The organism is Croceicoccus gelatinilyticus, assembly GCF_018398395.1.
GTDB classification, from domain to species: domain Bacteria; phylum Pseudomonadota; class Alphaproteobacteria; order Sphingomonadales; family Sphingomonadaceae; genus Croceicoccus; species Croceicoccus gelatinilyticus.
Genome location: NZ_JAHCBF010000006.1, coordinates 236,205 through 262,463 on the forward strand (window position 1 = coordinate 236,205; position 26,259 = coordinate 262,463).

At 61.9% G+C, this 26,259-nt stretch carries 25 protein-coding genes; 20 read left to right on the forward strand and 5 right to left on the reverse strand.

The features are described from left to right. Window positions 1-36: 36 nt before the first annotated feature. The 4 genes from KIH45_RS14305 to KIH45_RS14320 are packed head-to-tail and all read left to right on the forward strand — an operon-like array spanning window position 37 to window position 3,104. A complete protein-coding gene (locus tag KIH45_RS14305) occupies window positions 37-1,329 on the forward strand; it encodes a heavy-metal-associated domain-containing protein (RefSeq protein WP_225899931.1) in 1,293 nt (430 codons plus the stop codon). Window positions 1,330-1,338: 9 nt separating this feature from the next. Continuing rightward, a complete protein-coding gene (locus tag KIH45_RS14310; RefSeq protein ID WP_213176706.1) occupies window positions 1,339-1,965 on the forward strand; it encodes an HdaA/DnaA family protein in 627 nt (208 codons plus the stop codon). A 49-nt stretch (window positions 1,966-2,014) separates the two neighbouring features. Beyond that, window positions 2,015-2,725 (forward strand): serine O-acetyltransferase EpsC, encoded by a 711-nt coding sequence (epsC, locus tag KIH45_RS14315; protein ID WP_213176707.1) that lies wholly within the window; start codon window positions 2,015-2,017, stop codon window positions 2,723-2,725. 28 nt (window positions 2,726-2,753) lie between these two features. Then, window positions 2,754-3,104, forward strand: coding sequence for a DUF2794 domain-containing protein (locus KIH45_RS14320; RefSeq protein ID WP_213176708.1), 351 nt, complete (start codon window positions 2,754-2,756; stop codon window positions 3,102-3,104). Here KIH45_RS14320 and KIH45_RS14325 read toward each other — a convergent pair. The 3 genes from KIH45_RS14325 to KIH45_RS14335 all read right to left on the reverse strand — a co-directional run bounded on the left by KIH45_RS14325 (window position 3,085) and on the right by KIH45_RS14335 (window position 5,890). Next, a complete protein-coding gene (locus KIH45_RS14325) occupies window positions 3,085-4,140 on the reverse strand; it encodes a DUF2339 domain-containing protein (RefSeq protein ID WP_213176709.1) in 1,056 nt (351 codons plus the stop codon). The genes KIH45_RS14320 and KIH45_RS14325 overlap by 20 nt on opposite strands. A 70-nt stretch (window positions 4,141-4,210) precedes the next feature. Continuing rightward, window positions 4,211-5,011, reverse strand: a complete 801-nt coding sequence (locus KIH45_RS14330) for a lysozyme (RefSeq protein ID WP_225899932.1) — start codon at window positions 5,009-5,011, stop codon at window positions 4,211-4,213. 156 nt (window positions 5,012-5,167) lie between these two features. After that, window positions 5,168-5,890, reverse strand: coding sequence for an HAD-IA family hydrolase (locus tag KIH45_RS14335; RefSeq protein ID WP_213176710.1), 723 nt, complete (start codon window positions 5,888-5,890; stop codon window positions 5,168-5,170). Between the two features lie 110 nt (window positions 5,891-6,000). Here KIH45_RS14335 and glmU point away from each other — a divergent pair, with 110 nt between their 5' ends. Then, entirely contained in the window at window positions 6,001-7,359 is a 1,359-nt protein-coding gene (gene glmU, locus KIH45_RS14340) for a bifunctional UDP-N-acetylglucosamine diphosphorylase/glucosamine-1-phosphate N-acetyltransferase GlmU (RefSeq protein WP_213176711.1), read from the forward strand. A gap of 42 nt (window positions 7,360-7,401) precedes the next feature. Beyond that, entirely contained in the window at window positions 7,402-9,225 is a 1,824-nt protein-coding gene (gene glmS, locus KIH45_RS14345; RefSeq protein ID WP_213176712.1) for a glutamine--fructose-6-phosphate transaminase (isomerizing), read from the forward strand. 11 nt (window positions 9,226-9,236) lie between these two features. Here glmS and KIH45_RS14350 read toward each other — a convergent pair whose 3' ends face one another. Then, the gene (locus KIH45_RS14350; protein ID WP_213176713.1) at window positions 9,237-9,467 is read right to left on the reverse strand and encodes a hypothetical protein; all 231 of its coding nucleotides are present in this window, start codon (window positions 9,465-9,467) and stop codon (window positions 9,237-9,239) included. Window positions 9,468-9,757: 290 nt separating this feature from the next. Further along, on the reverse strand, window positions 9,758-10,291 hold the full coding sequence (locus KIH45_RS14355) for a hypothetical protein (RefSeq protein ID WP_213176714.1): 534 nt from the start codon (window positions 10,289-10,291) through the stop codon (window positions 9,758-9,760). Between the two features lie 97 nt (window positions 10,292-10,388). Between KIH45_RS14355 and KIH45_RS14360 the strand changes: the two genes are divergently transcribed. The 14 genes from KIH45_RS14360 (at window position 10,389) to KIH45_RS14425 (ending at window position 26,009) form a co-directional block, all read left to right on the forward strand. Next, window positions 10,389-11,960 carry a hypothetical protein gene (locus KIH45_RS14360; protein ID WP_213176715.1) on the forward strand — a complete coding sequence of 524 codons (1,572 nt, stop codon included), beginning with the start codon at window positions 10,389-10,391 and terminating at the stop codon, window positions 11,958-11,960. Between the two features lie 49 nt (window positions 11,961-12,009). After that, the gene (locus tag KIH45_RS14365; RefSeq protein ID WP_213176716.1) at window positions 12,010-12,444 is read left to right on the forward strand and encodes a hypothetical protein; all 435 of its coding nucleotides are present in this window, start codon (window positions 12,010-12,012) and stop codon (window positions 12,442-12,444) included. A 26-nt stretch (window positions 12,445-12,470) separates the two neighbouring features. Then, a complete protein-coding gene (locus KIH45_RS14370) occupies window positions 12,471-13,817 on the forward strand; it encodes a hypothetical protein (protein WP_213176717.1) in 1,347 nt (448 codons plus the stop codon). After that, window positions 13,814-14,245, forward strand: coding sequence for a hypothetical protein (locus tag KIH45_RS14375; RefSeq protein ID WP_213176718.1), 432 nt, complete (start codon window positions 13,814-13,816; stop codon window positions 14,243-14,245). The genes KIH45_RS14370 and KIH45_RS14375 overlap by 4 nt, the downstream gene beginning before the upstream one ends. Further along, window positions 14,242-15,516, forward strand: a complete 1,275-nt coding sequence (locus KIH45_RS14380; RefSeq protein ID WP_225899933.1) for a serpin family protein — start codon at window positions 14,242-14,244, stop codon at window positions 15,514-15,516. Before KIH45_RS14375 ends, KIH45_RS14380 begins: the two co-directional genes overlap by 4 nt. Beyond that, window positions 15,513-17,876 carry a hypothetical protein gene (locus tag KIH45_RS14385; protein ID WP_213176719.1) on the forward strand — a complete coding sequence of 788 codons (2,364 nt, stop codon included), beginning with the start codon at window positions 15,513-15,515 and terminating at the stop codon, window positions 17,874-17,876. Before KIH45_RS14380 ends, KIH45_RS14385 begins: the two co-directional genes overlap by 4 nt. Beyond that, entirely contained in the window at window positions 17,873-19,096 is a 1,224-nt protein-coding gene (locus KIH45_RS14390) for a hypothetical protein (protein WP_213176720.1), read from the forward strand. The genes KIH45_RS14385 and KIH45_RS14390 overlap by 4 nt, the downstream gene beginning before the upstream one ends. A gap of 119 nt (window positions 19,097-19,215) precedes the next feature. Continuing rightward, on the forward strand, window positions 19,216-19,818 hold the full coding sequence (locus KIH45_RS14395) for a hypothetical protein (protein WP_213176721.1): 603 nt from the start codon (window positions 19,216-19,218) through the stop codon (window positions 19,816-19,818). Window positions 19,819-19,948: 130 nt separating this feature from the next. After that, the gene (locus KIH45_RS14400; protein ID WP_213176722.1) at window positions 19,949-21,748 is read left to right on the forward strand and encodes a hypothetical protein; all 1,800 of its coding nucleotides are present in this window, start codon (window positions 19,949-19,951) and stop codon (window positions 21,746-21,748) included. Window positions 21,749-21,771: 23 nt separating this feature from the next. Then, window positions 21,772-22,581, forward strand: coding sequence for an META domain-containing protein (locus tag KIH45_RS14405; protein WP_213176723.1), 810 nt, complete (start codon window positions 21,772-21,774; stop codon window positions 22,579-22,581). 104 nt (window positions 22,582-22,685) lie between these two features. Next, window positions 22,686-23,411: a hypothetical protein gene (locus tag KIH45_RS14410; RefSeq protein WP_213176724.1), complete on the forward strand. Its 726-nt coding sequence runs from the start codon at window positions 22,686-22,688 to the stop codon at window positions 23,409-23,411. A 129-nt stretch (window positions 23,412-23,540) separates the two neighbouring features. Then, window positions 23,541-24,434: a hypothetical protein gene (locus KIH45_RS14415; protein WP_213176725.1), complete on the forward strand. Its 894-nt coding sequence runs from the start codon at window positions 23,541-23,543 to the stop codon at window positions 24,432-24,434. Window positions 24,435-24,737: 303 nt separating this feature from the next. Then, complete coding sequence (locus KIH45_RS14420; protein WP_213176726.1) at window positions 24,738-25,301, forward strand: hypothetical protein; 564 nt, start codon at window positions 24,738-24,740, stop codon at window positions 25,299-25,301. Window positions 25,302-25,514: 213 nt separating this feature from the next. Next, entirely contained in the window at window positions 25,515-26,009 is a 495-nt protein-coding gene (locus KIH45_RS14425) for an STM3941 family protein (protein ID WP_213176727.1), read from the forward strand. The last annotated feature ends 250 nt before the right edge of the window (window positions 26,010-26,259 follow it).

The window sequence follows — 26,259 nt, forward strand, 5'->3', positions numbered from 1 at the left end:
CCGCTTTCGAACTTCGCGGCTGACGCTCCTTCGTCCATGGCCTTTTCCCTTCCCGCAAACGCTGCCCTTTCGGGCGTTCGCGCATCGCGCTGGCGCGTGGCGATTGTCGCCATCGCACTGATTCTGGCGGTTTTCGCCGGTTGGCGGCTGGTCGCGCAGGTCGAAGGGGAACGCGGCATCGCACCGCTCGCCAACACTGGCGATTTCGAGGTTGGCGGGATCGAGGTGAACGTCACCGGCAAGACCGCGGCAGAAGCCCGTGAGAAGGGCTGGCGCGAGGCGCAGCGCAAGGCTTGGGAAGTTCTCTATGCCCGCACGCACGATGGTGAGGAAGCGCCCGAGCTTTCCGATTCGCGCCTGCAATCGATGGTTTCGGCGGTCGTGGTCGAACGCGAACAGATCGGCCCGCGCCGCTATGTTGCCACGCTGGGCGTGATCTTCGACCGCGCCCGCACCGGCGAAACGTTCGGCACTGCCAGCAGCCGGGCACGGTCCGCGCCGCAGCTCGTGATCCCGATCGTCTACCAGGGCGGCGTCGGACAGCTTTATGAAATGCGCACGCCGTGGCAGCGCGCTTGGGCGGAACACCGCGATTCCGAAAGCCCGATCGATTACGTGCGCCCCAATGGCGGCGGCGGCGAATCGCTTTTGCTGACCGCAGGCCAGATGGGTCGGCGCAGCCGCGCATGGTGGCGCACGATCCTTGACGAATTCGGAGCGGCCAACGTGATCTTCCCGGTTGCTCGCCTTGAACGCCAGTATCCCGGCGGTCCTGTCGAAGGGACTTTTACGGCTCGTTACGGCGCGGATAATCGCTTCCTTGGCACGTTCACCATGACGGCAGAGGGCGACGAGGACTTGCCGCGCATGCTGGCAGAGGCCGTGAAGCGGATGGACTCGATCTACACTGGCGCCTTTAACGAAGGAAAGTTGGGTGCGGACAAAACGCTCGACGTCGAGCAGGATACGATCGATCCCGAGCTGCTGGCCGCGCTAACTGGCGCTCTGGACGGTGACGACGCGGGCGACACGCCTGCTGCCCAGACTCCTGCCGACGACACGCCTGCCCCGCTGCAGACTGCACAGCCGCAAGGCATCAGCATCGCGGTGCAGATCGCGACGCCCGATCCGGCCTCGTTCGATGCGGCCCTGCGCGCGCTGAACGCGACGCCGGGCGTGACGGGTTCGACGACGTCCAGCCTCGCGATCGGCGGTACTTCGGTGCTGCAGGTGGCCTATTCGGGCGACATCTCGGCGCTGGCCGGGGCGCTTCGTGCGCGTGGCTGGCAAGTCACGCAGGGCGCGGACGCGCTTCGCATCAGCCGTTAAGGTCAGGGCATGGCCCGCCCCGTCCAGATCGTCCTGCCGCTGACCGGCGTCCTGCGCGAGCAGACGATCGTTGTCGGCAACGCCAACGAAAGCGTGCTGCGCGCCTGCGAGGATGCGTCGCACTGGCCGTTTCGCACCGCAATCCTGTCCGGCCCGCCGCGTTCGGGCAAATCGCTGCTTGCGCGCTGGTTCGGCGGGATCGGCACGGCCATCGACGATGCAGAGGACATGGCGGAGGACGAACTGTTCCACGCCTGGAACCGCGCACAGGAAAGCGGGCGGCCGCTGCTGCTGATCGGAAGGCCGGTCCCTTCGGAATGGAAGATCACGCTGCCCGACCTCGGATCGCGGCTTGGCGCGGCGCTTCACCTGTCGATCGATGCGCCTGACGACGACATGCTTGCCCGCCTGATCGAAGCACATGCCGCACAGCGCGGTCTTGCATTGGAGGAAGGGGCCACCACCTACCTCGTACCGCGGGTAGAGCGTAGCTTCGCCGCGGTAGAGGCGCTGGTGGCCGAAATCGACCGCCTGAGCCTTGAGCGAAAGGTCCCGGCACGGCAGGCGATCTGGCGCGAAGCGCTGGAAAGACTGGCCGGGCGGGGCGACGGTCCGGAACAGACTGACCTGTTCTGAAAAGGGCGAAAACTTGCCATTCGTCCGGCGAGATGGGATTATCCGCATTATGTTCGAGCAACTGACCGCATATCTGGACAGCGTTCGCGAACGCGATCCGGCACCGCGTTCGCGCTGGGAAATCCTGCTCTACCCGGGCGTGCTCGCGCTTGGCCTGCACCGTATTGCGCATTGGTTCTTTGAGGCGGAGATGTTCTTTGCCGCGCGTTTCGTGAACCACTTCTCGCGCTTCCTGACCGCGATCGACATTCACCCGGGCGCGAAGATCGGGCAGAACCTGTTCATCGACCACGGCTTTACCGTCATCGGCGAAACGGCGGAAATCGGTGACAATGTGACGATTTACCAGTGCGTCACGCTGGGCGGCACCAACCCCACCAACGGCATTGCCGGCAAACGTCACCCGACGCTTGAGGACGGTTCGATCATCGGATCGGGCGCACAGATCCTTGGCCCTGTTACCATTGGCAAGCGGGCCCGTATCGGCGCGGCAGCGGTCGTGACCGAGGACGTGCCCGACGGTGCGACGATGGTCGGCGTAAAGGCGCGTTCGACGCTGGTGTCGGCAGAGACCTATCAGCGCGAATTCATGCCCTACGGTACGCCGTGCAAGGACCCGTGTGAGCCTTCGCCGCGTCTGGACGACCTGGAGGCGCAGATCGCGATGCTGAAGAACGAGCTTGAGCGCCTTCGCGAGGATAGTCCCGAGCCTGCGCGCATCGCCGCACGTCAGGACAGCGACGGGACGACCGGCGCATGATGGCTGCCGCAAGCTGGGGCCATTTTGAATGAACAACGTCGTATCGCTTCCGCTTCAACCGATGCGCGGACAGCCGCAGCAGGTTGGCTTCGACCGTGATGAATTGACCCGTATTCTCGATCTTTATGGCCGAATGGTCGCCGCCGGACAGTGGCGCGACTACGCGATGGATTTCGAAAAGGACGCAGCGCACTTCGCCGCCTTCCGCCGCACGGCGGAGCGGCCCGAAGTGCGTATCGAAAAGCGCCCCTCGCTCCGCCAGAAGCAGGGCATGTACACGCTTTACGGCGAGGCCGGGCAGGTCCTGAAGCGCGGGCACGAACTGGCCGGGGTCCTCGCCCCGATCGAACGTCGTCTCCTCAAGCTGGTAGAGGACTAGGCGCGGTTTCCACCGGCGGAAGCTTGGCCGCGAGGCTGGCGGGAAGCAGTGACACGACAGCTGCGCGAATCTGCGACCATGCAGCCGACAGCAGCAGCAGGGCCGAACCGATGACCAGCATCGTGACGGCAAATCCTGCTTCGACCGCGCCGAAACTCTCGATTAGTTCACCCACAGCCGCCAGCACATAAGCGAGCGCCGAAACCAGCAGAGCGCGCCTGTCGATGGCCAGCGCGACGCAGCCCAGCGCCACGTAGATGACAAGGATCGCGATCGCACCGGCCGGACCAAGCGCGGCGCCGTCGAAAACCCCGAACCACGTGAACAAGGGATGCGCGATCAGCGGTGCGGCGAGCAGGTGCAGCCAGAAGGCGACATCGCTGCGCCGCGTCGTGCGCTGCGGGTCCTGCATGTCCCACCACATGGCAAATCCAAAAACGACGAGGCCGCCGATCGTGATCACCGGCAGCATGACGGCCTCTTCGGGGCGGCCGTTGTAACCCGTGGTAATCGCCATCACGGCAATTACGACGAGCAGCACCGCCGAAGCCGCACCGGCAGCAATCGCGATGGGCACCTTGAAGCGTCTCCAGTGAAGCCAGGCTGCCCCCGTTGCCAACAACCCACCCACGATGACGCCCCAAGCTTCGGCAGGGCCATGGGGAAGCGCAAGGTCGGCAAGGAATGCCGGAAGCGCCACGACCGCACCGATGAAGGCTATGGTCAAGACTACCGAGGGCAAAGCCATCCGGCGACGCAGGGCGAAGTATTCGCCAAGCCCCCATGCTGCCGCGCCAACGAACAGCGCGCCGAGCGGTTCAAAGATGAGCGTGCCAAGAGTCCCCACCGCGATCAGCAGGATCACGGCGGCGACGGTTACGAAGATGTCGTTGAAACTGGTGAGAAGCCGGAAGCTTTCCTCGTCACCGTGGGCGATCTGGCGAAGGTCGGCGACATGCGCGCGAAGCGCCTTTGCGGCATCGGCAGAGATGGCCCCTGCCGCTACTGCCGAATTGAGATCCTCGTCGCTATACATCCCTTGCCCCCGTTTTTCCCGTCGAAACAGGAGCCTATGCCTCGACGGCGGTGCGGGTCAAGAAAGGGGATCAGGCCGTCCGGGGGTCTTCATAGGCGGCCTGCTGGAAGATCGCGGTGCGGCGCTCGCTGCGATGGATAAGACCTTCCGCCACGCGTCCAGCGGCTGTGGTATAATGAAGCTCGCGGGCAATCGCCTCGTAATCTCGGTTGGCGATGGCCTGGTTCAGACGGGGGCTGCGGTCTTGGGATACGTTGCCTTCACCGACATTGAAGACAAGATCCACCAGCGCATCGAACTCATGCTGATGCAGCGGAGTCGCGCCAGCAAGGCGGATGACCGCTTTCTCTGCCTTGCGCAGATCCTTTTCATAAAGCTTCATCACGCGCTCACGTGAAATGGTCTGCCCCACGCGGAGCCGGTCGGATGGCGTGACGAGGTGGCCGATCCCTACTGTAGGATAGCCGGCAACGTCGCGGTAAACTGTGTAGCGGATGCCCTCTTCCTGTTTCATCGCATCGCGCAATTCGTCGCTGACGCGAAAAGTCGCAGCGTGTCGGCGGCCCTCGGACGTCTGTTCGAACAGGGATGCTGCAGCCTCGTCCTGCGGCAGTTCGGGCGGGACGACCATGCCGCCGGCACCAAAGCCCAGCGTGCTGACCGAAATGGCCAGCGCGGCCTTGCGCTTTTTCATGCGGATACGGCTGCGCGCCACGCGGCGTTCGTGCAGGTTACGCAGCTTCTGGCGGATACTCAGGCGGCGGCGCAGGCTCGGCAGGCTGTCGGCAAGCGGCTTGTACGGTGCGGCTGCGGGCAGCTCGCTTCGTCGTACGGCACTCGATTCTATGGTCTTTATCTGGTTCTGGGGCAAAATGGTTCCTTCGGGGTCTCTGCTTCATTGCGAATGACCCCGACGGTTACCGGCGCTGACCGCATGCAAGCGGCAACGCGTTTCCGTCCTACCCTCGGTAATAGAACGGATGGATGCGCCCGGCCGTTCCTCGGCCCAGCGCAAGCATGGTGCGATTCAGAGAGTGGCGAGCGCGCCGATCAGGTCGTCATAGTGATCGATGATCCGGTCAGCGCCCAATTCCTCGACCGGACCCTGCCTGTAACCGAAGCTCACCGCGACACACGGGTGTCCGGCGGCCTGTGCCGCGCGGGTATCGTAGATGGAATCGCCGACAAATGCAGTCGGTCCGCCGCCGCACTGGCGTTCCAGTTCAAACAACATGTCCGGTTCCGGCTTGGCGCGGTCGGTGCCCAGAGTATCTCCACCGATCACACAGGCAAACCGGTCCGCCAAGCCAAGCTGGGCCAGCAGTTCACGAGCAAGCGATTCCAGCTTGTTGGTCGCGACACCCACCGCGATCCCTGCATCAGCCAACTGGTCCAGCGCGGTGAGCAGACCGTTATAGGGGCGCGTCTCGACCGCGATGTTGCGGCGATAGTGGTCGAGCAGTTCGGTATATAGCGGGTCGAGCACGTCATCGGGCACTCGGCCGCCTTCGGGGCCTGCCAATGCGCGTGCCAGCAGGCGCTTGGCTCCGCCGCCGATCATCGGGCGCACTTCGTCATAGGAAAGCGCTGGCCGTCCTGCGATTTTCAGCGCGTGATTGAGCGCGGCCGCAATGTCCGGCGCCGTTTCCAGCAACGTTCCGTCAAGATCGAAGCCCACGGTGCGGAACCGGAGCGCCTTGGCGGGGTTGGCAGAATGGGACGCGGAAAGGGAACGGGGTTGGTCATCCATCGGCTGTGGACCTAGGCCCGATCCACTGGAAAGCGCAACCGAAAGCTGGCAAGGCTTGACCGGACCACCGGCGGCCTCGCCCGGACGGAAATGTAACCTTCGGGGAGTCGATGAAAGAAGTCGCCACCGTTATTCTTGCCGCCGGCAAGGGAACCCGCCTCAACAGCGCGCTGCACAAGGTGCTGCATCCGGTCGCCGGACGCGCGATGATCCACCACCTTCTCGACAGCGCGGCCAAGCTGGAGCCGGCCAAGACCGTCGTCGTCGTCGGCGAGTATCGCGAGCAGGTGCAGGACGCGCTTGGCGCGAATGTCGAATACGCGGTGCAGGAACCGCAGCTTGGCACCGGCCACGCGGTCCAGCAGGCCGAGCCGATGCTGAAGGATTTCACGGGTGACGTGCTGATCCTTTATGGCGACGTGCCTTTCGTGAAGCCGGAAACGATGGTCTCGATGCTCGACCGGTTGCACGCAGAGGATGCGCCCGCCGTCGTCGTGCTCGGCTTTCGCCCGCCAGACACACTGCGGTATGGCCGCGTGATTTCCGACAGGTTCGGCCGGATTGAGAAGATGGTCGAGCACAAGGACGCGAACGAGGCGGAGCGTGCCTGTACCCTGTGCAATTCGGGCGTGATGGCGGTGAAAGGAAGCGAGCTTTTTGAGTTGCTCTCCCGCGTCGGCAATACGAACGCCCAGCACGAATACTACCTCACCGATATCGTGAACCTTGCCAACGAGGACGGACGCAATTGCGCCGTTGTCGAGTGTGAGGACCACCGCGAAGTCACCGGCGTCAACAGCCGCGCCGAACTGGCCGAGGCCGAGGCGCAGTGGCAGGAATTCAAGCGCGCAGAGGCGATGGACGGCGGCGCGACGCTGAAGGCGCCGAAGACCGTGTTCTTCAGCTGGGACACCCAGATCGGCAAGGACGTGACGATCGAACAGAACGTCGTCTTCGGTCCGGGCGTGACCATTGGCGACAACGTGACGATCCGCTCGTTCAGTCACCTTGAGGGTGCAGAGGTCGAGGAAGGCTGCGAGATCGGCCCCTTCGCGCGCCTTCGCCCCGGTTCGGTGATGAAGGAAGGCTCCAAGGTCGGCAACTTCGTCGAAATGAAGAAGACGACACTTGGCGAAGGTGCCAAGGCCAATCACCTCACCTACCTTGGCGATACCACCGTGGGTGGCGGCGCAAATATCGGTGCGGGCACGATTACCTGCAATTATGACGGGTACTTCAAGCACCAGACCGTGATCGGCGAGCGTGCCTTCATCGGCTCGAACAGCGCGCTGATCGCCCCCTTAAAGATCGGGGCCGATGCCATCGTCGCCGCGGGCAGCGCGGTCAGCCGCGATGTTGGTGACGGCGAACTTCGCATGGTGCGGGCCGAACAACTGGTGAAGCCCGGTTGGGCCGACCGTTTCCACGACGCGATGAAGAAGAAAAAGGCCGCCGCGAAGAAGGACTGACCTTCCTCGCCCTTGCGCCAATCCTGACGGGACAGACACCTTATGTGCGGAATTATCGGTATCGTCGGCTCGGAACCGGTTGCGGACCGGCTGGTCGATGGCCTCAAGCGGATGGAGTACCGCGGCTATGACAGCGCGGGGATCTGCACGATCGACGATGGCAAGCTGGTGCGCCGCCGCGCAGAGGGCAAGCTGTCGAACCTCGTCAACGAACTGAAGGGTAATCCGGCCGAAGGCGTAGTAGGCATTGCGCACACCCGTTGGGCCACGCACGGCGCTCCGACCGAGGCGAATGCCCACCCGCATGCCACGGCCGAAGTCGCGCTGGTCCACAACGGGATCATCGAGAACTTCAAGCAGCTTCGCGATGAACTGCTCGCCGACGGCCGCAAGTTCGAGAGCGAGACCGATACCGAAGTCGTCGTCCACCTGATCTCGCGCCGCATCGAGCAGGGGATGAGCCCCGAAGAGGCGATGCAGACAGTTCTGCCCCGCCTGCGCGGTGCATTCGCGCTTGCCGTCACGTTCCGTAGCCATCCCGACATGCTGATCGGCGCACGGCTGGGTTCGCCGCTCGTCGTTGGTTACGGGGAAGGGGAGACCTATCTCGGCTCCGACGCGCTGGCGCTTGCCCCGCTGACGCAGCGTATCAGCTATCTGGAGGAAGGCGACTGGGTCGTCATCACCCGCGATGGCGCAGCGATCTACGACAAGGACAACAACCGTGTCGATCGCCCGGTCGTCCACTCCGGCGCGACCGCCGCCGCGACCGAGAAGGGCAACTACCACCACTTCATGCAGAAGGAGATCTTCGAGCAGCCGACCGTGGTGGCGCAGACCCTGCGCAGCTATGTCCGCCAGCTCGAAAGGCAGGTCGCCCTGCCGCAGATAGATTTCGACATCACCGCGATCGACCGCATCACCATCGTCGCCTGCGGCACCAGCTATTACGCCGGCATGGTCGCGAAATACTGGTTTGAAAAGTTCGCCCGTGTGCCGGTCGACATCGATGTGGCGTCTGAATTCCGCTACCGCGATCCGGTCCTCCCTTATGGTGGTCTGTCGCTGTTCATCTCGCAGAGCGGCGAGACTGCCGACACGCTGGCGGCCCTGCGCCATTGCCGTGAGGCGGGGCAGACCATCGCGGTGGTCGTCAACGTGCCGACCAGTTCGATGGCGCGCGAGGCGGACCTGCTGCTGCCCACCCACGCCGGTCCTGAGATCGGCGTCGCCTCGACCAAGGCGTTCACCTGCCAGCTCGCGGTCCTTGCCGCGCTCGCCGCGCACATGGCGGTGAAGAAGGGCATGATGGACGCGGCCGAGGAACGGCAGGTCGTCGATCACCTGCTCGAAGCTCCGGCCTGCCTCAACGCCGCGCTCGACCATGACGAGGATATCAAGGCCATGGCGCACCTCATCGCGCCGGCCCGCGACGTGCTCTACCTTGGCCGCGGCCCCGACTTCCCGCTGGCTTTGGAAGGGGCGCTGAAGCTGAAGGAAATCAGCTACATCCATGCCGAAGGCTATGCCAGCGGCGAGATGAAGCACGGGCCCATTGCGCTGATCGACGACAAGGTGCCGGTTATCGTGCTGGCTCCGTCAGGCCCGCTGTTCGAAAAGACCGTCTCCAACATGCAGGAAGTCCGCGCCCGCGGCGGCAAGATCGTCCTTATTTCCGATGCCGAAGGCATCGAGGAAGCGGGAGAGGGCTGCATGGCGACGATCGAGATGCCCAAGGTCCACCCGCTCATTGCGCCGCTCGTCTACGCGGTGCCGGTGCAGTTGCTGGCCTACCACGTGGCCTGCGTCAAAGGCACCGACGTCGACCAGCCCAGGAACCTGGCGAAATCCGTTACGGTAGAATAAATCCAAATTAATCAGCCCTTTTTGTTGTGAGACAATAAAGTTTTTCCAGATACAATAAAGTTTTTCCACTTTGCCGTTTCTGACAAAAAAGATTTTCCATTCAAATTCTTGATTTTTGGCGGAGTTCTGCCGTTTTCTGAGGTCGCCGGATTTTTTCGCGTTTTTCGGCCCATGCGCAAAACGGCTTTTTTTAGGTTCCGGTAGAATGCTGAACCGGGAAGATGCATCGCGATGTCAGCCATATGCCCCGCCCCTGGTCATCTTCCTTGAGGGGGGGGCCAAGAGCGGACGTTGCCTTCGAGTGGACGCCTTTAGGGCTTTGCCGCCGTTCCATAACGTTATGCCGGACGGCAGGTCTCGCCAGAAGCCGACATTCTGCGGACTAAAAGACTATCTCCGAGTAAGGCAAAGATTGGGCCGGGAAGAGACAGTCCGGTTCCGGTGGTCAGACGGCACAAAGCCGCCATTCGGCTTTCTATACTATTCTAGGCTCGGAGCCGTCGAACGGCTTGGGCGCGCCCCTCATGGTCTTTTATCGGATAGCCACGGTAAGCTCGATGGCAACGAGACGCCAACTGAGCCCATCCCGCTCGAAGCGATAGCTGTTGCCGCTTGCTTCGTTGCGACCCGACGGCGTGGCGACGATTGTATTCAGTCCAGACCAATCGAACGACCAGCTATCGGTAGTTTCCATCATGCGGGGCATGGGGCCCGCGGATTCTCCATCAGGAAAATCTGCGGGCAGTCCGGCGGCGGCGGCGAACTGCCATTCGCCGTAAGGTTCGTTAACGAACATCCGCACTGCTCGCGGGTCTGACATCGCATCCAGAACGGCGTCCTTCGTGTAGGGCGGTTGGTAAGTATCGACCTGTGGCAACATTTGCCGCTCGAATGCGGCCCGCACATCTTGCCGGTTGTAGAGGGAGAGTAGTTCTTCGGGGTCAGCGTCCCAATTGCTAAGTGCTGCAATCGCCAGTCGCGGCGAGAAAGCATACCAGCTACCTGCAGCCACAATCACGAGTGCGACAAAGGCCGTGGCTAGCCAGAAGAAGCGAGAGTACCTCATTCCCAAACGCATAGCAGTGCAAGGCTTGTTACGCTCTATGGTTTATCGTGAGTGCTGATTTCTGTTTTGAGACGGGTCGTCATTTGCTCGTCAGCTATTGAATGCCCGGCACGATCAACATGAGATTATAACAAAAAAAAGCGCTTCGTTTCAGTGCCGTTCAGCGAGAATTCTCCATGATACACCATCACATTTGGGAGGTGGTGTATTGATTCGGCTTGCTGTTGCCCTGTGCGCCAGTCTGACGGCTTGCTCTACTCAAGGCTCAAGCGATGATCGCGGATCCGCGTCTTCAGGCGACTATACCACCATTCTGGAAGCGCCGCCCTATCCACCGATAGAGCGGCTCGGCCCCGAACCCTATACGCCGACGTTGCAGGACCGACGCTCCATCTTCGCCGACCGGATCGAACAACAAAACTTGCCCATGCTGCGTCGCCTCAAGAAAGACGAAATGGGCAATTTTGGCGGGGTTGAGTGGCGCTGGAGCGATGGACCTGCGAACGATGGCTTCGGCTCCCTTACCGGAATTGCCTACTTCCTGCGCGCACCCGAACGAAGCCTCAGTCGGTACACATCCGACCCTTTGTTCTCTGCAGCGCAAGGCGATTTCTCACGCGTGGAGCAAGACGCGGTAGCACGTGGATGGGCAGACAAGATCGGTCGGGATATCGCCTCGGAAGGCTTTGGCAATATGAGTACGCCGTGGCTCAGCATCGCAATCCCGCGCGACCGGTTCGAGACGCTGCGCCAGGAGGAGGATTGGGACATTCCGGTCAACCTCACCTTGCGTTTCAGCATCTACCTCGAGACCGACCTGCCTCCGATCGCGGATGATGTGAAAGCGGACATCCGCCACTTTCCCGCAGCTGACCGGATGGCCAGGCCGACACCTGACCTTGCTACCTATGATACTATCGTACTTCGCGACGGCTGCTTCTTCATCGATGAGGAGGGTGACGCCGATCCGCTTGTGATGTTCCCTTTCGGCACCGGGGTCTATCGCGATGCCGAAGGCCACATGGCATTCCGATCACGTAATTCCCACTATCAGCCCCGGCTCTCGCGGGTCGGCACCCGGATGCAGCTGGGTTACCGCGCAGAGGTGACCGATCCGCCTGCTGAACTCATCGAGGCCTGCGGCAAGCACCCGGTCGTGCTCGTCAAATCGCTCGATCAGGCGGCAGGATATGGCAATGACTGGTTTGCCGTGCGCGAATATCGGGACCGCCAAGGTATCAGCAGCGCCGAGGCCATGCGCCGAGCAAACGAATGCCTGCAGGCGCAGGAGCAGACGATGGCCGATAACCGACTGCGTGGTGGGCGCGAACATCCCACGCAATGCGCCCGAATGCTTGGCATCGGTGGCAATCCGGTCGTCCCGCCTCCTCCGCCGGCCCTGCTGCCCGGTATGCAGACGCAATCCGCCACCGAACCGCTTTTCCCGCCATCGCCGCCCAAGAAGCTGGTGCCGACGCGCAATGGCGTGTGCCGGTTCGAGGAACGCGACCCTGCCGAGCGGCCCAGCGAGCTCATCGCGACCAATCGCGATTCCAACATGATCTTCTGGGCCGATGAAGGCGCGGCGCTGTGGGATCGTCCTAACGGCTTCATCGACGAAGGCATGGTCATCCCCGGTAAGCGCATCGTCGCGGCGCGCGAAGGATGAAGGATCGAGACGGCCCTATCTACCTCCATTCCGGCCCGGAGATTTTCGCATGCAGCCAGCCCGAAGATTGGTGAGGATTGCGGCGCTCGCCTTGGTCATACCGCTGACCGCTTGCCAAGGCGCGCCATCATCGCCGCACCTGATTACCATCGCGAAGCCTGCACGTGCGGGAGAGGCGCTGATCCGGGACGAAGTGGCGGTGGTGCGCGGCTGTGTCGTGGCGAAGGGCCACCGCGGCAATGCGACCGTCCTGTTCGATCCGGGTGTCACCTTGCTGCCATCTGGCGACGGGCTCCACGATCGACTTTCCGGCAACAACATTTCCTTCGGCCAGCGCATCAGCGGAGGAGGCGGCAATTTTCGCGAGAACGGCAAGGGATGGCCGATTTCCGATATCGAGCGTTTCTATGGGGTTACGATCCCAACGGTCTGTCCGAAAGATAACGTGATGCGGCTGCGGAATATGGAGGTTCTGGACGGATGACCGAGCGAAGGTTCATCAATACCGCAGTGGCCGGATTGCTGGCCGCCAGTCTTGCCGGTTGCGCTTCGCAAGATGCAGCATCGCCGCGCTTGTCCGATGGCTTGTCGTTTCGCGCGAAGATCAGCGAAAGCGGCTTTGCGACGATCCTGTCCGCCCCGCCTGCCTCGTTCGATCCGGTCGAACCGCCGCCGCCCGTACCGCGCACGGCAGAGCAGGATGCCGCTGACGCGGAATTCATGAGGGTCGCCGATTACCAGAACAGCGTGCGCGACGAAGTGCAGGCTCTGGCCGAGCAGCTGCGCCGGGAAGAGCAAGGAAACTTCCAGACTCTGCATTATGACAATAAAGGCGAGTTGGGGGTCGTCTTCGAATTTCTGCGCAATGGCCGGGCCACGCTTCGCAAATACAGCAAGAACCCCACCTTTCGCGGCGAAACCGTGCGCTGGTCACAGGAGGAGCTGAGGGCCGCAGCAGATTTCATGTGGGAGACGTTCCGTGAAGATCGCGTGCTGCAGTCGACGGGCATTGCAACGCAGGTCGTCACCGCCCAGATCAGCGTTTCGAAAGAAGAATTCCGGGCGCTGGTGAAACGCAAGGGCGTGACCATTCCCGAACCGGTTGAGCTGGTCTTCCACGCAGCGCCGGTGGTGCCTCTAGTCAATCCGCCGCGCCCACCCGCACAGGATCGGGCGGTGCCGGAGAACGTTGCGCCCTTTCTGCGTATATTCCCGAGGCACGACCGCCCAGCAGGCGCGCTCAATGCAGTCAACAGCCGTGTGACCGTGGTTCTTAAAGATGGCTGTTTCCGCGCCGCTGATAGGGACGATGCGCTGGTGCTGTTCCCCTTCGGGGCAAACCTGTTTGTCGACAGCAACAATTACCTTGCTTTCGGCAGCGGCGAGCGGCCCGGATACGCGCGCGTAGGCGAAGCGGTGGAGTTTATGGGATCGGTTCAGGAAGTGACCACCCCAGAGCTTGTCGATCCGATCCACGCCGCCTGCGGGCCGGGCAAGGTCATCAAGATCGAAGGAATGGAAAGCGCGGCTGCGGGCGATACGCAGAGGGCGGTGACCGACCGCGCCAATGCCATGCGCCGCTTCCAGGCCGAATACGGCCTCGATGCGCGGCAGGCCGAGCGTGCGCTCGACTGGCTCGACGCGCGCGGGGAGGCCAATCGACAGACCACGCAGGACGGTATCCTGGAGCCGCCGATAACAGGCGCGATGATGGTTGAAATGCCGCCCCGCCCAGTGATGGACGCCTCCGAATGCCCTCCCGGCAGCAGCCTCAGCGCCGGACTGTGTCGAACATCGGAAGGCCATTTGCGTCCACTGCCGGATTGGCTGGTCGAATTTCTGGAGCAGAATCGATGAAACGCCTCATTCTTTCGCTTGCCCCGATGGCAGCTGCTCTGCTGGCCGGGTGCGATCAGGAACCGCAGGCAATCGATGCTCCGTCGCTGTCTTTCGACACAAGACCTGCCTCACCGAACGAGGTACCCTATGCGGAAGGCGTCGGCGGCACGCTCGGTTACATGGACGGCTGCCTGTTCGTTACGTCGCCGGGGGGCGGGGAAACGGGTCTGGTGATGCCCCACAGTTTCGAACTGAACGCAGATACCCTGTCGAACGGGCATGTTTCCTACAAGCTGGGCGAGCACGTGAGCTTCAGCGCCGGGTTCCTGTCGCGCGAGCAGGCTGCCGCTTTGAACTGCAAGACACCCACCGTCGCGATGGTGGTCAACAGCTTCCCGACCGAACCACCTCCCGATCCCTATTCAGAAGAGGAACAGGATCGATGAAAAGAATTCTCCTCACACTGGCGCCGCTGGCGCTTTCAGCCGGCTGTACGACCGTGCCAGCGCAGACCGGGCCGACTGCATCTTCCAAGGCTATCCCGCATGACATCACGGCAGGACAGGCTCGGCTCGCCGCGCGGCTCTATCCGAAGCTGGCCGAGGCAGCAGAGCCGAACGACAACCTATTTATCTCACCGCTGTCGCTCAGCGAGGGGCTAGGCCTCGCGCTGCCTGGTGCGTGCGGGCAGACCGAAGCGGAGATGCGCGAACTGCTGGGCTGGGATGCGGCAAGCCGGCCCGAACTGCTGGTGAAGGATTATGACCGCTTCCTGACGCGCATCGGCGATGACAAGGTTTCGCTGTCGGTCGCCAATGCGCTTTGGTTGTCGGACGAACTCACCTTCGCCCCGGACTATCTGCGCGCGGCGAAGAACGGCTTCAGTGCCACAGCCCGGCAGGTCGATTTCGGCGGCGATCCGGCTGCCTCTGCCGACACGATCAATGGCTGGGTCAGCGAACAGACCCGCGAGCGGATCACGAAAATCGTCGAGGCCAGCGGGTTCAACGATCTGACCGCTGCCGTGCTGACCAATGCGGTGTGGTTCAAGGCCGACTGGTCGGTGCCGTTCGAGGATGGCTCTACCGGCGAATTCACACGCGGCGATGGGACGAAAATGCCGATCTACATGATGGAGCGGATTGCGCCGATCGCCTATCGCGAAACGCGCGAGGGGCAGGCCGTGCAATTGCCCTATGGCAAGGACGGGCGCTTCACGATGGAAGTGTTCCTGCCGCGCGACATGGCTACCCTGCGCCGGTGGGAGCGGGATCTGAATGCTGGATCGTTTGGTCTTTCGATGCAGGGCAGCGATGCGAAGTTCGATCTCGGCGCGATTGAAGAACGCAATATCCTGCTACGCCTGCCGCGGTTCGAGGCGCGCTTCGACAGCAGCGTGAAATCCGCGCTGATTGCGGCGGGTATGCCCTGCGCCTTTGAAGGAAGCTGCGCCAATTTTAGCGCGATGGCCAATGCTCCGCTCGCGATCGATGATGTAGCCCACGCCACTTTCCTGCGGGTGGACGAAAAAGGCACCGAAGCAGCCGCTGTTACCGCGGTGAAAATCGTCGTTACCGGCTCCCGCCGCCTGCCGGATGATCTGCCGCGCATGATTGTCGACAGGCCCTTCCTCCTGACCATCCGCGACCGTGCGAGCGGCGCTCTCATCTTCTTCGGCCGCATTGCCGACCCAACCCCCGTGGAGCAAGCGCAATGATTCGTCGTCTCTTTGGCGCGAGCGCTATGGCGCTTGCCCTGTCATCAGCTGCTTTCGCGCAGGAGCAAAAACCTCTCTCCGAAACCTGCCCGAACCTGACGGCGGAAGAGATCGAGGCGATCGAAAACTACAAAGGCCAGTATGCGGAAAACGCCTGGTATGCGCGCGCCTATTGCGTCAGCGTGGAAGAGGCGGAGCGGCGGATGGAAATCCAGAACCGCGGTGCCATCGGCCCGCGCACCGAGCCGGGACCGCGCCCCGATACCGCACCCGATGCCGATCCGGGATCCTTGCAGGTCTTGCTGCATGAAAAAGAGCCTGCGACATTCGCCGGGCTGTGGATCCAGCATCAGCCGACCTATGGCGTGGCGGTGGCGTTCACCCGCGATGCGGCGGCTACGCTGGCGAAATACACCAGCGATCCGATTTACATTCCCGTGGAGCGACCTGGCCCGACGCTGATCGAGCTGCGCACGACCCAGGATCGCATGGTCGAGCTTCTTCAGCAGATGGGAATCAACTGGTACGGTGCCGGGTCCGACATCACCAAGGGGACTGTCGAGATCGAGCTTGGCCAGAGCGCCGATCCGATCCGCGAGGCTGCGGCGCGCGGCGAGTTCGACCTGCCCGATTACGTCGTGTTCAAGGAACCTGCGCCCTTTCCGCTTCCCGCGCCGCCCATTCCGGCAGGTGACACACGGGTGAAGAGCTTCCCGCAATTCGCCAATCGCACCGATGGGGGCATTAGCACCCTTGTCGGCGTGCCCGATGTGCCGGCGCGCCTTGCGCTGCGTGATAGGTGCTTGTGGCTCTATCCCGAAGGCGAAGAACCGAAAATCGCTGTCTGGGAACAGCATGAGGCACTCGACCTGACCGACCCCGACCGGGTGGCCGTGATGAACCGCTTTTCCGGCGCAAAGGTCTATGCGGACAGCGATGTGGTGCTGATGGGCCTGCAACCAAGCGAGGTAGAGCCGCCGAAGAACATTGTCGGCAACGAGGGCTGCCCCGGCCCCTATCGCGTGGTGCGGGGGATCGTCCCGCGCCAGGTGTGGGACCAGCAGCAGCGCGAGGAAGGCATTGCTCGCAGGCAGGCCGAGCTGGGCAGTAAATCCGCGGCGCAAGCAGATTACGAGGCCGATATGGCGCGGCTTGCCGATCTGCAGGCGTGGCGATCCGGTTTGCTGGCCAAGCGCGGCGATGTGGTCGCGGCGATCTGGATCGATGAGAGTCAGGGCACGGCACATCTCTTCCACACCGAGGCCGTGACGAAAGAGGCACTGGTTCCTGCGAAGCTGCGCAATTTCGTGACCACGCAGGTCGTGCCGCAGGGGGCCAATGCGCTGGAAGAAGCGCGGGCCGATATCGCCGCGCAGCTTGAGAATGCCGGGATCGAAGCGCAAGTCGTTGTCGAGCCGCTTGGCGGAACGATCGAGGTGCGCCCGGCGGATATCGCTGCACTGTCGCAGGCGGCAGTTGAGAACAAGCTGCGCTTCCCCGCGCTGGTCCGCATCGTAATGGAGAATCAGAGCGCGATTTACCAGCAGGATATTCCGATCCGCAGCGATCCAGAGGCGATCTGGTATCCGCTGGAAGCGCATCCCGATTTCGCCGCTATCCGCGCGCTGGTGGAGGATACGCCGGTCCCCTATTTCGAACCGCCAGCGCCCGGGAAGACTGTATCTCGGCAGGAAATGCGCAAGCCGTCGAAGGCCGGATCGCTCCAGCAGACGCATTTCCTGATCGCTTACGGACTGACACTGGATGAGATCGTGGCGCTGCGCGCTGCAGGCTTCGACCCGATCGAGGCGCTCGAAGCGATGAACGGTCGCCAGACCATCGAGAAGCGCGCCATGACAGCAACCGATATCGTGGTTGCCGAGCCGGCGGGGATCGACATCGCCGACGAGGGACCGGACGGCTTTTCTTCCAGCGTCCGCTGGCGCGTGGTCGAGGTGTTGAAAGGTGGCGCGCAACCGGGCGACGAGCTGCGGCAGCGCCTTGCCTCCGGTATGCGCACCGATGAGGCAGGCGTGACCCGCTACGGGCAGGGGATGGACGATCCGATGCTGCTGCCCGGCCTGCCGAACTCGCTGGCGCCGAGTTCGCGCTGGGTCCTACATCTCAGCGACGCGCTCTATCGCCATTCCTCCTATTTGCAGGGCGGCGATGGCGCGGCGCGCACCGAAGGCAAGTGGTACGTCAACGTGCCGTGGATGGCGCCATCCCTAGTGGACGAGGACGGCATGGCTCGCCCCGTATCCAGTTACCCCGAGCCTGTTGCGCTCGAAGAACTGCGCGAGAGGATCGCCCCGATCCAGCGCGCATTGGGCTTCGTACAATCAGGAGAAAAACAATGATCCGTCGCATCCTCGCATCCGCGGCGCTTGCTGCGCTGACTCTGCCGCACGCAACACTGGCTTGTTCCTATGCGCAGCGACCGGAAGAGGTCGGCCACACCAGTGCCGAATATTTCGCGAAGGAGATGTTGGCCGCTGCAACCTATGCCGATCTGGTACTCGTCGAGGATGACGGAACCCGGGCAATGGATGCGCGGCCCATCGGCATCATTACCCTGCGCACCATCGCCCGCTTCAAGGGCAACAGCGCCGACCGCTTCACCGTGTTCGGAAGCCCACTGACCTTCTCGCCTGACAAACAGCGGATTTTCAACGCCCCCTTGCAGCATTTTACCAGCGAGACCGGGCAGGTCACGCCGTTCAGCTATATGGAGGAACGGCCTACCTTACTCTTCCCGAAGGCAACCGCTCCCGGTAGTCCCCCGCCACCACCGCCGGCTATGACTAGTTGCAGCCCGCCTGCGCTCATGGCCGAAACAGGGCGCTTCTACCTCGTCCTGCGCGATGCCGAGGGGCGGGTGCTCAACCGCCTAACGATGAGCAACGGCAAGACAGCGTCACCCAACTACCCTGTCTTTGGTTTCGTGCCAGTGACAATGTCGGATGAGGATTTCTGGCTCTATTCGGTCCGACTTGCGGCTTATGGAGAAGTGCCGGACTCTGCACCTCAGTTGCTGCGTATCACGCCCAGTACCGACCCGGCCCGCGTGGAACGCGACTTGCGCGCCGTCGGGGCGACGATCCGTGCGGCCTATTATGCACGCGGCGATTTCATCGAGGAGGTCCGCCCCTCGCCCCACGAGCAGACCATGCCGTGGATGGCCAAGGCAGCTGATTATCTCGCGCAGAGCCAGCGTGGGCGGATCGGCGATCCGCATCACGGCGCGGCGGAATTTCTGCGCGAGAAGCTCTCGCCGATGGGGCGCTACGGCACTGGCCTCGGCTATGAAGTCGCGCAGGCTTTCACACGTTCGGTGCGCGATGTGCAGCAGGCGACGGGCACTCCGCGCCTGATCGCGGTCGAAGTGACGGGTGATCCACACGCTCTGGCCGGCCAGTCCTTCGTGTCGCGCGTCGCCCCGCTCGACCAGCCACTCGACCGCCTGCCGCAATTGAGCGGCGCGGATGAAGCAGAGACGTTCGCCACGATGCAGCGGATCGAGCGCGATATCTGGCTGCTCAATGGTGGTGCAGGTAACAGGCAAGGAACGCTGCCGTGAGACGAACAACGGCAGTCTCGATCGTGTTGTGTGCCGTCCTGACCGCATGCGGCGAGCCGAGCGACATTATCGTTCCAGAGCCGGAAGTCAGGCCGTCCCGCGGAATTTCACTTGGCGCAATGAGCTTCTTTTTCCCGCTCGGTCTGGAGTTCGAGGGTGACACGGAAACCTGCCCCAACCGTGCCAGTGAATGCCCATTGGGTGACGATAGCGTGCATGCGGTATGGCGATCAGGCACCCTGCGCTTCGATTACGTCCTCGACCATTTTGGCAAGGCAATGTGGGACGACGAGTGGGGCGAACCCATTACCATCAACGGCAGGCCCGCCTTTCGCAAGATGCTGGACGATGGCGGCAGGCGCTATCTCATCACCAACCATTATGGTGGAACGGAAAGTGCGGCAGTGGCGATCTGGCGGGAAGAGGAAGAGCCGATCTTCTGGGGCACCTGCTATGCCGACGAGGATTGCGATGCGGTGTTGCAGACCCTCGCCAGTGTGACGATGCGCCAGGCAAGCCAAGAATGCGCGCTGATGTTTCCGCCGCCGCCGCCGGAATTTGTGCCGCCGCCCGGCTATCGCCCCGATAGCTCGATCATTCCGCCACCGCCCGCTCCGCTGCCTGGTCCGGAACAGTTGCGACCGGCGGCGCCACCCCCTCCACCGGCTCCCAGACCACCCGGGGCGGAGGAGCTCTGCAAGGAATATGCCGATGAGGTATAAAATTGCTTTGCTTGTTTTTTCAGCGCCACTGTTACTGATCGGTTGCGCGACTTCCGCTCCTTCGCGCGAACCGGCAAATATGCCTTTACCTCCTGCGCCACCTCCTCCCGGACCGGGGGCGCTTGCACCCATGACCGATGCGGTGAAAGCGCTATATGGCGAGTGGCGGCCGGTGTCGGGCCCAGGTTTCTCGCCGAAAGACCGGCTCACCATCTGGAGCCCGATGTTTTCCTTTGGCAGCGGCTGCGAGCTGACACAGGGCCAGCTGCGCGATCTGGGCGATGGGCGATACGCGCTGGACGATTACACCCGACTTGCCTCGAATTGCCAAACACACGCGCGGCTCGCCCCTTTCGATACGGGCGAAGTGCGCATCGTGGCGGTTGATGACGACACCATCCGGATCGAACGCGGCGGTGAGGCATGGATGTTCGAGAAGGTCGATGTGGCTGCGACTATCCCGCGCGACGATTTCGTTCGCGGCGATTGGCTGCTCGCGGACAGGCGTGGCAGGCCTTATCGCGGTGAGGAGCTGACCCGCGTCACCTTTGGGCCAGAATACAAAGTCGATGCGGAAAACTGCGATTTTGCGTCTAACAGCTGGTTCACCGACCGCGACGGGGAAGTGCGCACGGGTGGCTCATACTACCGGATGAGTGAGCCCTGCCGTGTCCAGACGCTGGGCGACGAGCTGGCGAAGCTCGGTGCCGAAGTCAATTACCGCGCTAATCCGGTGGAGACCCGCATGACGGTGAGGATCGGGAGAGAGTGGGCGACGCTCGTGCCTGCCGCGCGTTACCCGGAACTTGCCGAGGATGCCGAGGCCTTCATGCCGCATCCCTGGGCGGCTGAGCTTGCCGAAAAGGCAGCAGCGATGCCTGCCGAACAGCGCGTCGGACTGGCGTTGAGGGCCATCGGGTTCGGCGGCGAGGGAATGCCCGGCACGGAAAACCCCGCCGATCCGCGCGCTCTCGCTTTTGTCGGAATGACCACGTGGCATTACGCACAGGCGCAGCAGGCAGGGCTGGTGCCCGAGCCCGGCACAGAGGCGCGCAGTCTTGCCGAACACTTCGCCATTGCTCCCATCGTCGTGCGCGCGGTGCTCGAAGGCATCCGCCCCGTCGATCGCGGCGATGGCCTGTCACTCGATTACCTTTATCGCGTGCGCGAGGGCTGGCGAGGCGGGAACCAGACCGGCGACCTGCTGATCGTGCGGATGCCGCCGCTCGAGGGCAAGAGCCGCTCGCCCGTTATCACGCCCGAACCTGGCGAGGAGGTGCTGCTGCTGGCGAGCCGTACCGGTTATCTGGCGGGACGCCTGACCGAAGGCGATCCGCCCTCTTTCGATACGCGCTTGGTACAGATGACACTGCCACTGATGCGGATCGTCGACGGCAAACTCGCCGAAGCGGTCGAAGGCGCGAATGTGCTGGGCGCGGCAAGCTATGTCGGGACGAAAGTAGAGGACGCACGCGCTTTGGCGGTGCAGGTCGATCAGCGCATTGCGCAGATCGCGCCGCCCCGGCCGACCGACAATTTCGGGAATCCGATAGTGCGGCGCTATTTCATATCCCGCGTTGGCGACCGCGTGCTGGCCGACCCCACCCGCCTCTGGATCGACTACGACGGCAGGACGAAATTCGGCAATCCCAATGGTTACGGCGGTGTGACGGCGTTCTACGATGGCTGTGCCCCGGTCGGTCTGATCAGGGAAGGCGGCAGGACCATGGCTTTCGCAAACGCGATTGCCTGCCCCGGCAACTTGCCCGACGGAAATCCGATCACGGAGCGCGCGGTGGACAGAGCAGCGCAGTGGATCAACGCCAACCACTTCCCCGATGTAATTTGTGTGAGCACCTGCCCGACTGACCCGGAGTATACCGTTCCGCTTCCGGAAGGAGACGTGATACTGAAAGCGATGCTGCGATGAGACTTCCTGTCGTTCTGCTGTGTATGGCGCTCGCCGCCTGCAACCCGCAGGCCGGCGAGCAGACCGGCAATGCCGCTGCAGAAGCTGACAGGGAGACAGTACCTGCGCCGGAGGATATCACCGGCAGGTGGCGCATCACCAGCATCGATGGCGAAACCCTGCCGGTTTCGGGCAACGAACCCTACCTTGCCTTCTCCACAGACGCGGCCGGTGGATCGGTGGGCTGCAATCACTTTGGCGGCACCACGCTCTACGCACAAGGACGCATCGCAGCGCACAGTTGGGGCGGCGATGCGATGGCTTGTATGGAGCCGCTGGGTAAATGGGAAAACGCGATTGCCGAACTGTTCCGGGCCCATCCGCAGGTCAAGCTCACCGGTGACAGATTGCGCCTAAAAGCCGGAGATCATGAGATCGAACTGACGCGCGAGGACGGCGCGCAGCCGCTGGATCGCTCACCCGATCCGATGCGTATCCCGGTCGCTGATCCGGTTGCCCAAGACCTTGCCAATACGGAATGGACCATCCGCGCACTCGATGGCGACACGGCGAGTTCCAGCCCTATAGACCGGCATTTGAGAGTCTATGAGGAAACCTGGCAGGGGCTGGCATCCTGCGCGACCCTCTTTGGCACGTACCGAAGGCAGGGCAACCGATTGATCGTCGAAGGCGACATTGCCGGTACGGAGCAGAATTGCCCGCCCGAATATGCCACCCAAGATGACGCCTTCGCCGCACTCATGCGCGCCGATCCGCACTATCTCGTTGGCCCCAACGGCGAACTGATTATTGCAGGCGACGAGCATGTCCTGACGGGAGACAGGGTGCGATGATGCGGTGTTGCCTACTACTCTCCCTCGTCGCGCTCGCCGCTGCTTGTTCGCAATCCGGGCCCGAGCAGCCGCTTTGCACCTTTGACGATCAGGGCCGTATCGTCATGCAATCCGGCGATGCCGAGGCTGCCTGCGTAGAGCCTGCGCCGATCCCGACAGGTGCAAAACAGGAAAAGAGCGGCCGCCTCACGATTCTCGAAGCGCCCCTGCCGCCGCCATTTTCGGATCTCGACGGGAAATGGCCGCCCGATCCGGTCAACGATAAACCCGTCCTTACCCGACCGGCTGTTCCACCCGAACTGTCCTATTACATCCGCGCCTTCCCGCAAGCTACAGAGCCCGCAGGTGATGTGCTCAGCATGGGTAGCGAGCACACGATCGTGCTGCGCGATGGGTGCTTCTTCTTAGACCGCGAAGGAGAGGATGATCCGCTGGTCTTTTTTCCTTTCGGCGTAGCTCTCGTGATCGACGACGAAGGCTATCTCGCGTTCGGATCGCGCTACGAACCCAATACGATGGGCAGCGTGCGCGTGGGGCTGACCGCCCAAACAGGGTGGTACAGCGAACCTTCCGATCCCGATCCGGCGTTGGTTGACGCCTGCGGGAACCACAAAGTCGTGAGTGTGGCCCATGTCACCAATCCCTTTGCTACTCCGGAGAGATTCAATCCTGCCCTGCGTCGTTACGGCGAACGTAGCGGTGCGACCGAAAAGCAGATCGTGGACCGCGCCAACACATGCGCGGTCGAGCAAGCGCAGCGAGAAGCGGATCGTCGGTTACGCAATCCGTCGCTTGACCCGTTGGATTGCAATCGCTTCTGGGCATTTTAACGGAGAGGTTCTGACAGAATGAGTTCGCAACCCACCTTGGTAAATCACACGGCGAGACACCCCCGTCAAAGACGCAGTGCTCTAGTAACATGTATGCTGCTTGCAGTGGCATCCCCCGCATGCGCTCCGGTGGATGAATCCGACACCGGCGAACAGCCTGGCGCGGTGGAGTCTCCGCTCCCGGTGATCCTGAAGGATCGCAGTACCATTCGCATGGAGGCGCTTGTTTCCGGTCGGATCACACGCGCCGGATCATGCCTTTATCTGGAACATTCGCCTGGGCACCTTGCGCTGATCCTTTGGGCCGATGAGGATGTGCAGGTCGCGCGCCTCGAGGAGAGCGACTGGCTGGTGAACAACTACACCTCGGGGCTGCGAATCCGCGAAGGCGAGATGGTTCGCGGCGGAGGCGGGTTCTATCCACGCAATGCCGACCTGGAGGTTTTGACAGGCAAGGAGGTGTCTGCCGATTGCACGGGGCCTGCTGTGCAGCTCTATGAAGTAACGAAATATGATCCGGAGAAACCCGGAGGCATTCCCGATCCGCCACCACCTCCACCGCCTGGCCCATCTACTGATGATATGCTGCTCTCACAGGCATTCGACGAGCATTGGGACGGGCAGCGCTTGCCCAAACGAATGATCAGGGGAATTGTCGATCCGCGGGAAGCGATGTTCGCCTATGTCCTGCAGAACTACAAGGGTCGCGAGGGCGATATGCATGCACATTTCTGTTTGCGCGGCGCAGACGAAAACCTGCTTGCCAGCCTGTCCCGGAAATTCGGGCGGCTTTTTCCAGGCGATGCTTGTTCATGGAATGGTCCCGGCGTAGTCGTCACCGCGACAGGTGAGAAAGCCATGTTCATCGATGCTCGGATCGATTGTTCGGGCGATCGTGGATTTTGCGCCGGCTCGGGTGGTGCAACCTACGGCAATCTTGGCGCAGAGCATGGCTCCTATCGCCTGCGCCGCAAGGGCGATGGATGGCAAATCGAAAAGCTGGGATTGAGCGTGGTATCATAACAACAATGTCATGTGAGCGCCTGCAAGCGGGGCGGTTCCCACTAGTCACACAGACTTGTTTGATGTCCGCTTTCGGGACATCGACGATTGACAGCGAATGGCCGAAATTAGGGCGCTTAGCTGCCTGTCCGGTATTAGGGTCTGAACCGCGCAAAGCGGACATTCAGCTAGCGACCCTAATTCCCGACGCGAAATTGTGATGCACTTGCATTTGCATCCAGCCCCTCCGTCAACAACCTATTGACGGAAATCCGTCAAGGCCATATTGACGAGTCGTCAGGAAATCATTGACGGAGAGTCACAGTGAATCTCGCAGAGCAGCAAGCCATCAGAAAAAGCACGGCAGCAGTAATGGTTGAGTGGGCAACCAACCGCCAACCGCCTTTCACAGGCGAGAGCACCGACGAGTTCAGAGACGCTATCACGGCAGCTCATCTGGTCGCCGATGAGGGACGGCTTGACTTACAGCGCTGGGTCGATGCCGCCCGACGATCAGGGCTGAGCTGGACAGACATCGGAGACGCGCTTGGTATATCGAAACAGGCGGCACAGCAGCGTTTCAAGCTCGACATTGACGATAATGACGCCACTCAAGCTGAAGGCGAAAAGGTGGTTAGGCTTGGAGCGCACGCCTTCAACGAGATGCGCATTCTCGGGCAAGAAGGCGAAAACGGTCATGAGTTGATTGATGCGGGCTTGCTCAAACTCATCTTTCGCAAAACTGACAAGCAGTGGGAATACAAGCGGCGGATCGGAGGAGTTTGGATGGCCGACGAGATGCGAGCAGAAATGAAGAAAGCTGGTTGGACCTATGTGTCGAGCTGGCCGCCATTCCATTACTTCAAGCGACCCTTAGCGGCGCAATGAGGCCAAAGAGATCTGCTCCGACGCTAGCCTCGTGAAAGCAGACAGTCGCAAAACCACCCCATTCCGGTCATAAGCGGGCGCGATAGCTTTGTCCGAAAGCGGACTGGCAGCTTTGCGACATTTCTGGCCATAAGCGGAATGTCGGCAAACGACCCGATTGCGGACACAAAATTTCTAGCTGTCACGCCGTAGATCAAACTCTAGAAGGTTCGCATGAACGCCGAGCAGATTGATCCGCCAACAGTCCTAAGCAGGAGTTCACGCCTGAAATCGCTAATCCTGCTCATTCTCTGCATCATAATCACACTGGGCTGCCTGTGGTTGGTTACCGCAGCCGCACCTACACGCTATCCTACGTTGGTCACCGATCTCGTTGGCTGGGTTGGCTCGCTGTTTTTTGGCGTCGGATCATTAATTCCATTGGCCGACCTTTTGGTTCCAGCGCACCTTCGGATCAATCGCGATGGCTTCAGCTACAACTCTCTATGGCGGCACTGGCATGTTCGCTGGGATGACATCGAGCTAATTGACGTCCGAACCCAATTCGGAACTCGCAATGTAATCTGGAGAAGAAAGACACGGGGGCAAACCACGAGAATCTTCGATCACGATGGGGTTCTTCCCGGAGGCTGGACACACACCGCTGACGAACTTTGCGACGAGCTGATCAATGCGAAAGTGCGATACGACAAGCATCAGTTGGCCTGACCGCTTTCCACCCCATTGCTGACGTAGGGCTATCAATCCACGTAGCCTTAAGCCGACTGTCTGTTTCGGGATTTCAACATGCCAAAACAGAAACGTGTGAAAGGCAAGATACGAGGAATTCTGCGGGTCGCGATGGTCGAAACTGGAATATCTTTTTTGTCACAAACGCGACCGTTCAGGCATTGCTTTGGCGAAATGATCCTACTCTGTTCTAGTTTTTGGAAAAACTATTTTGTCAAAGCTGGTGCCG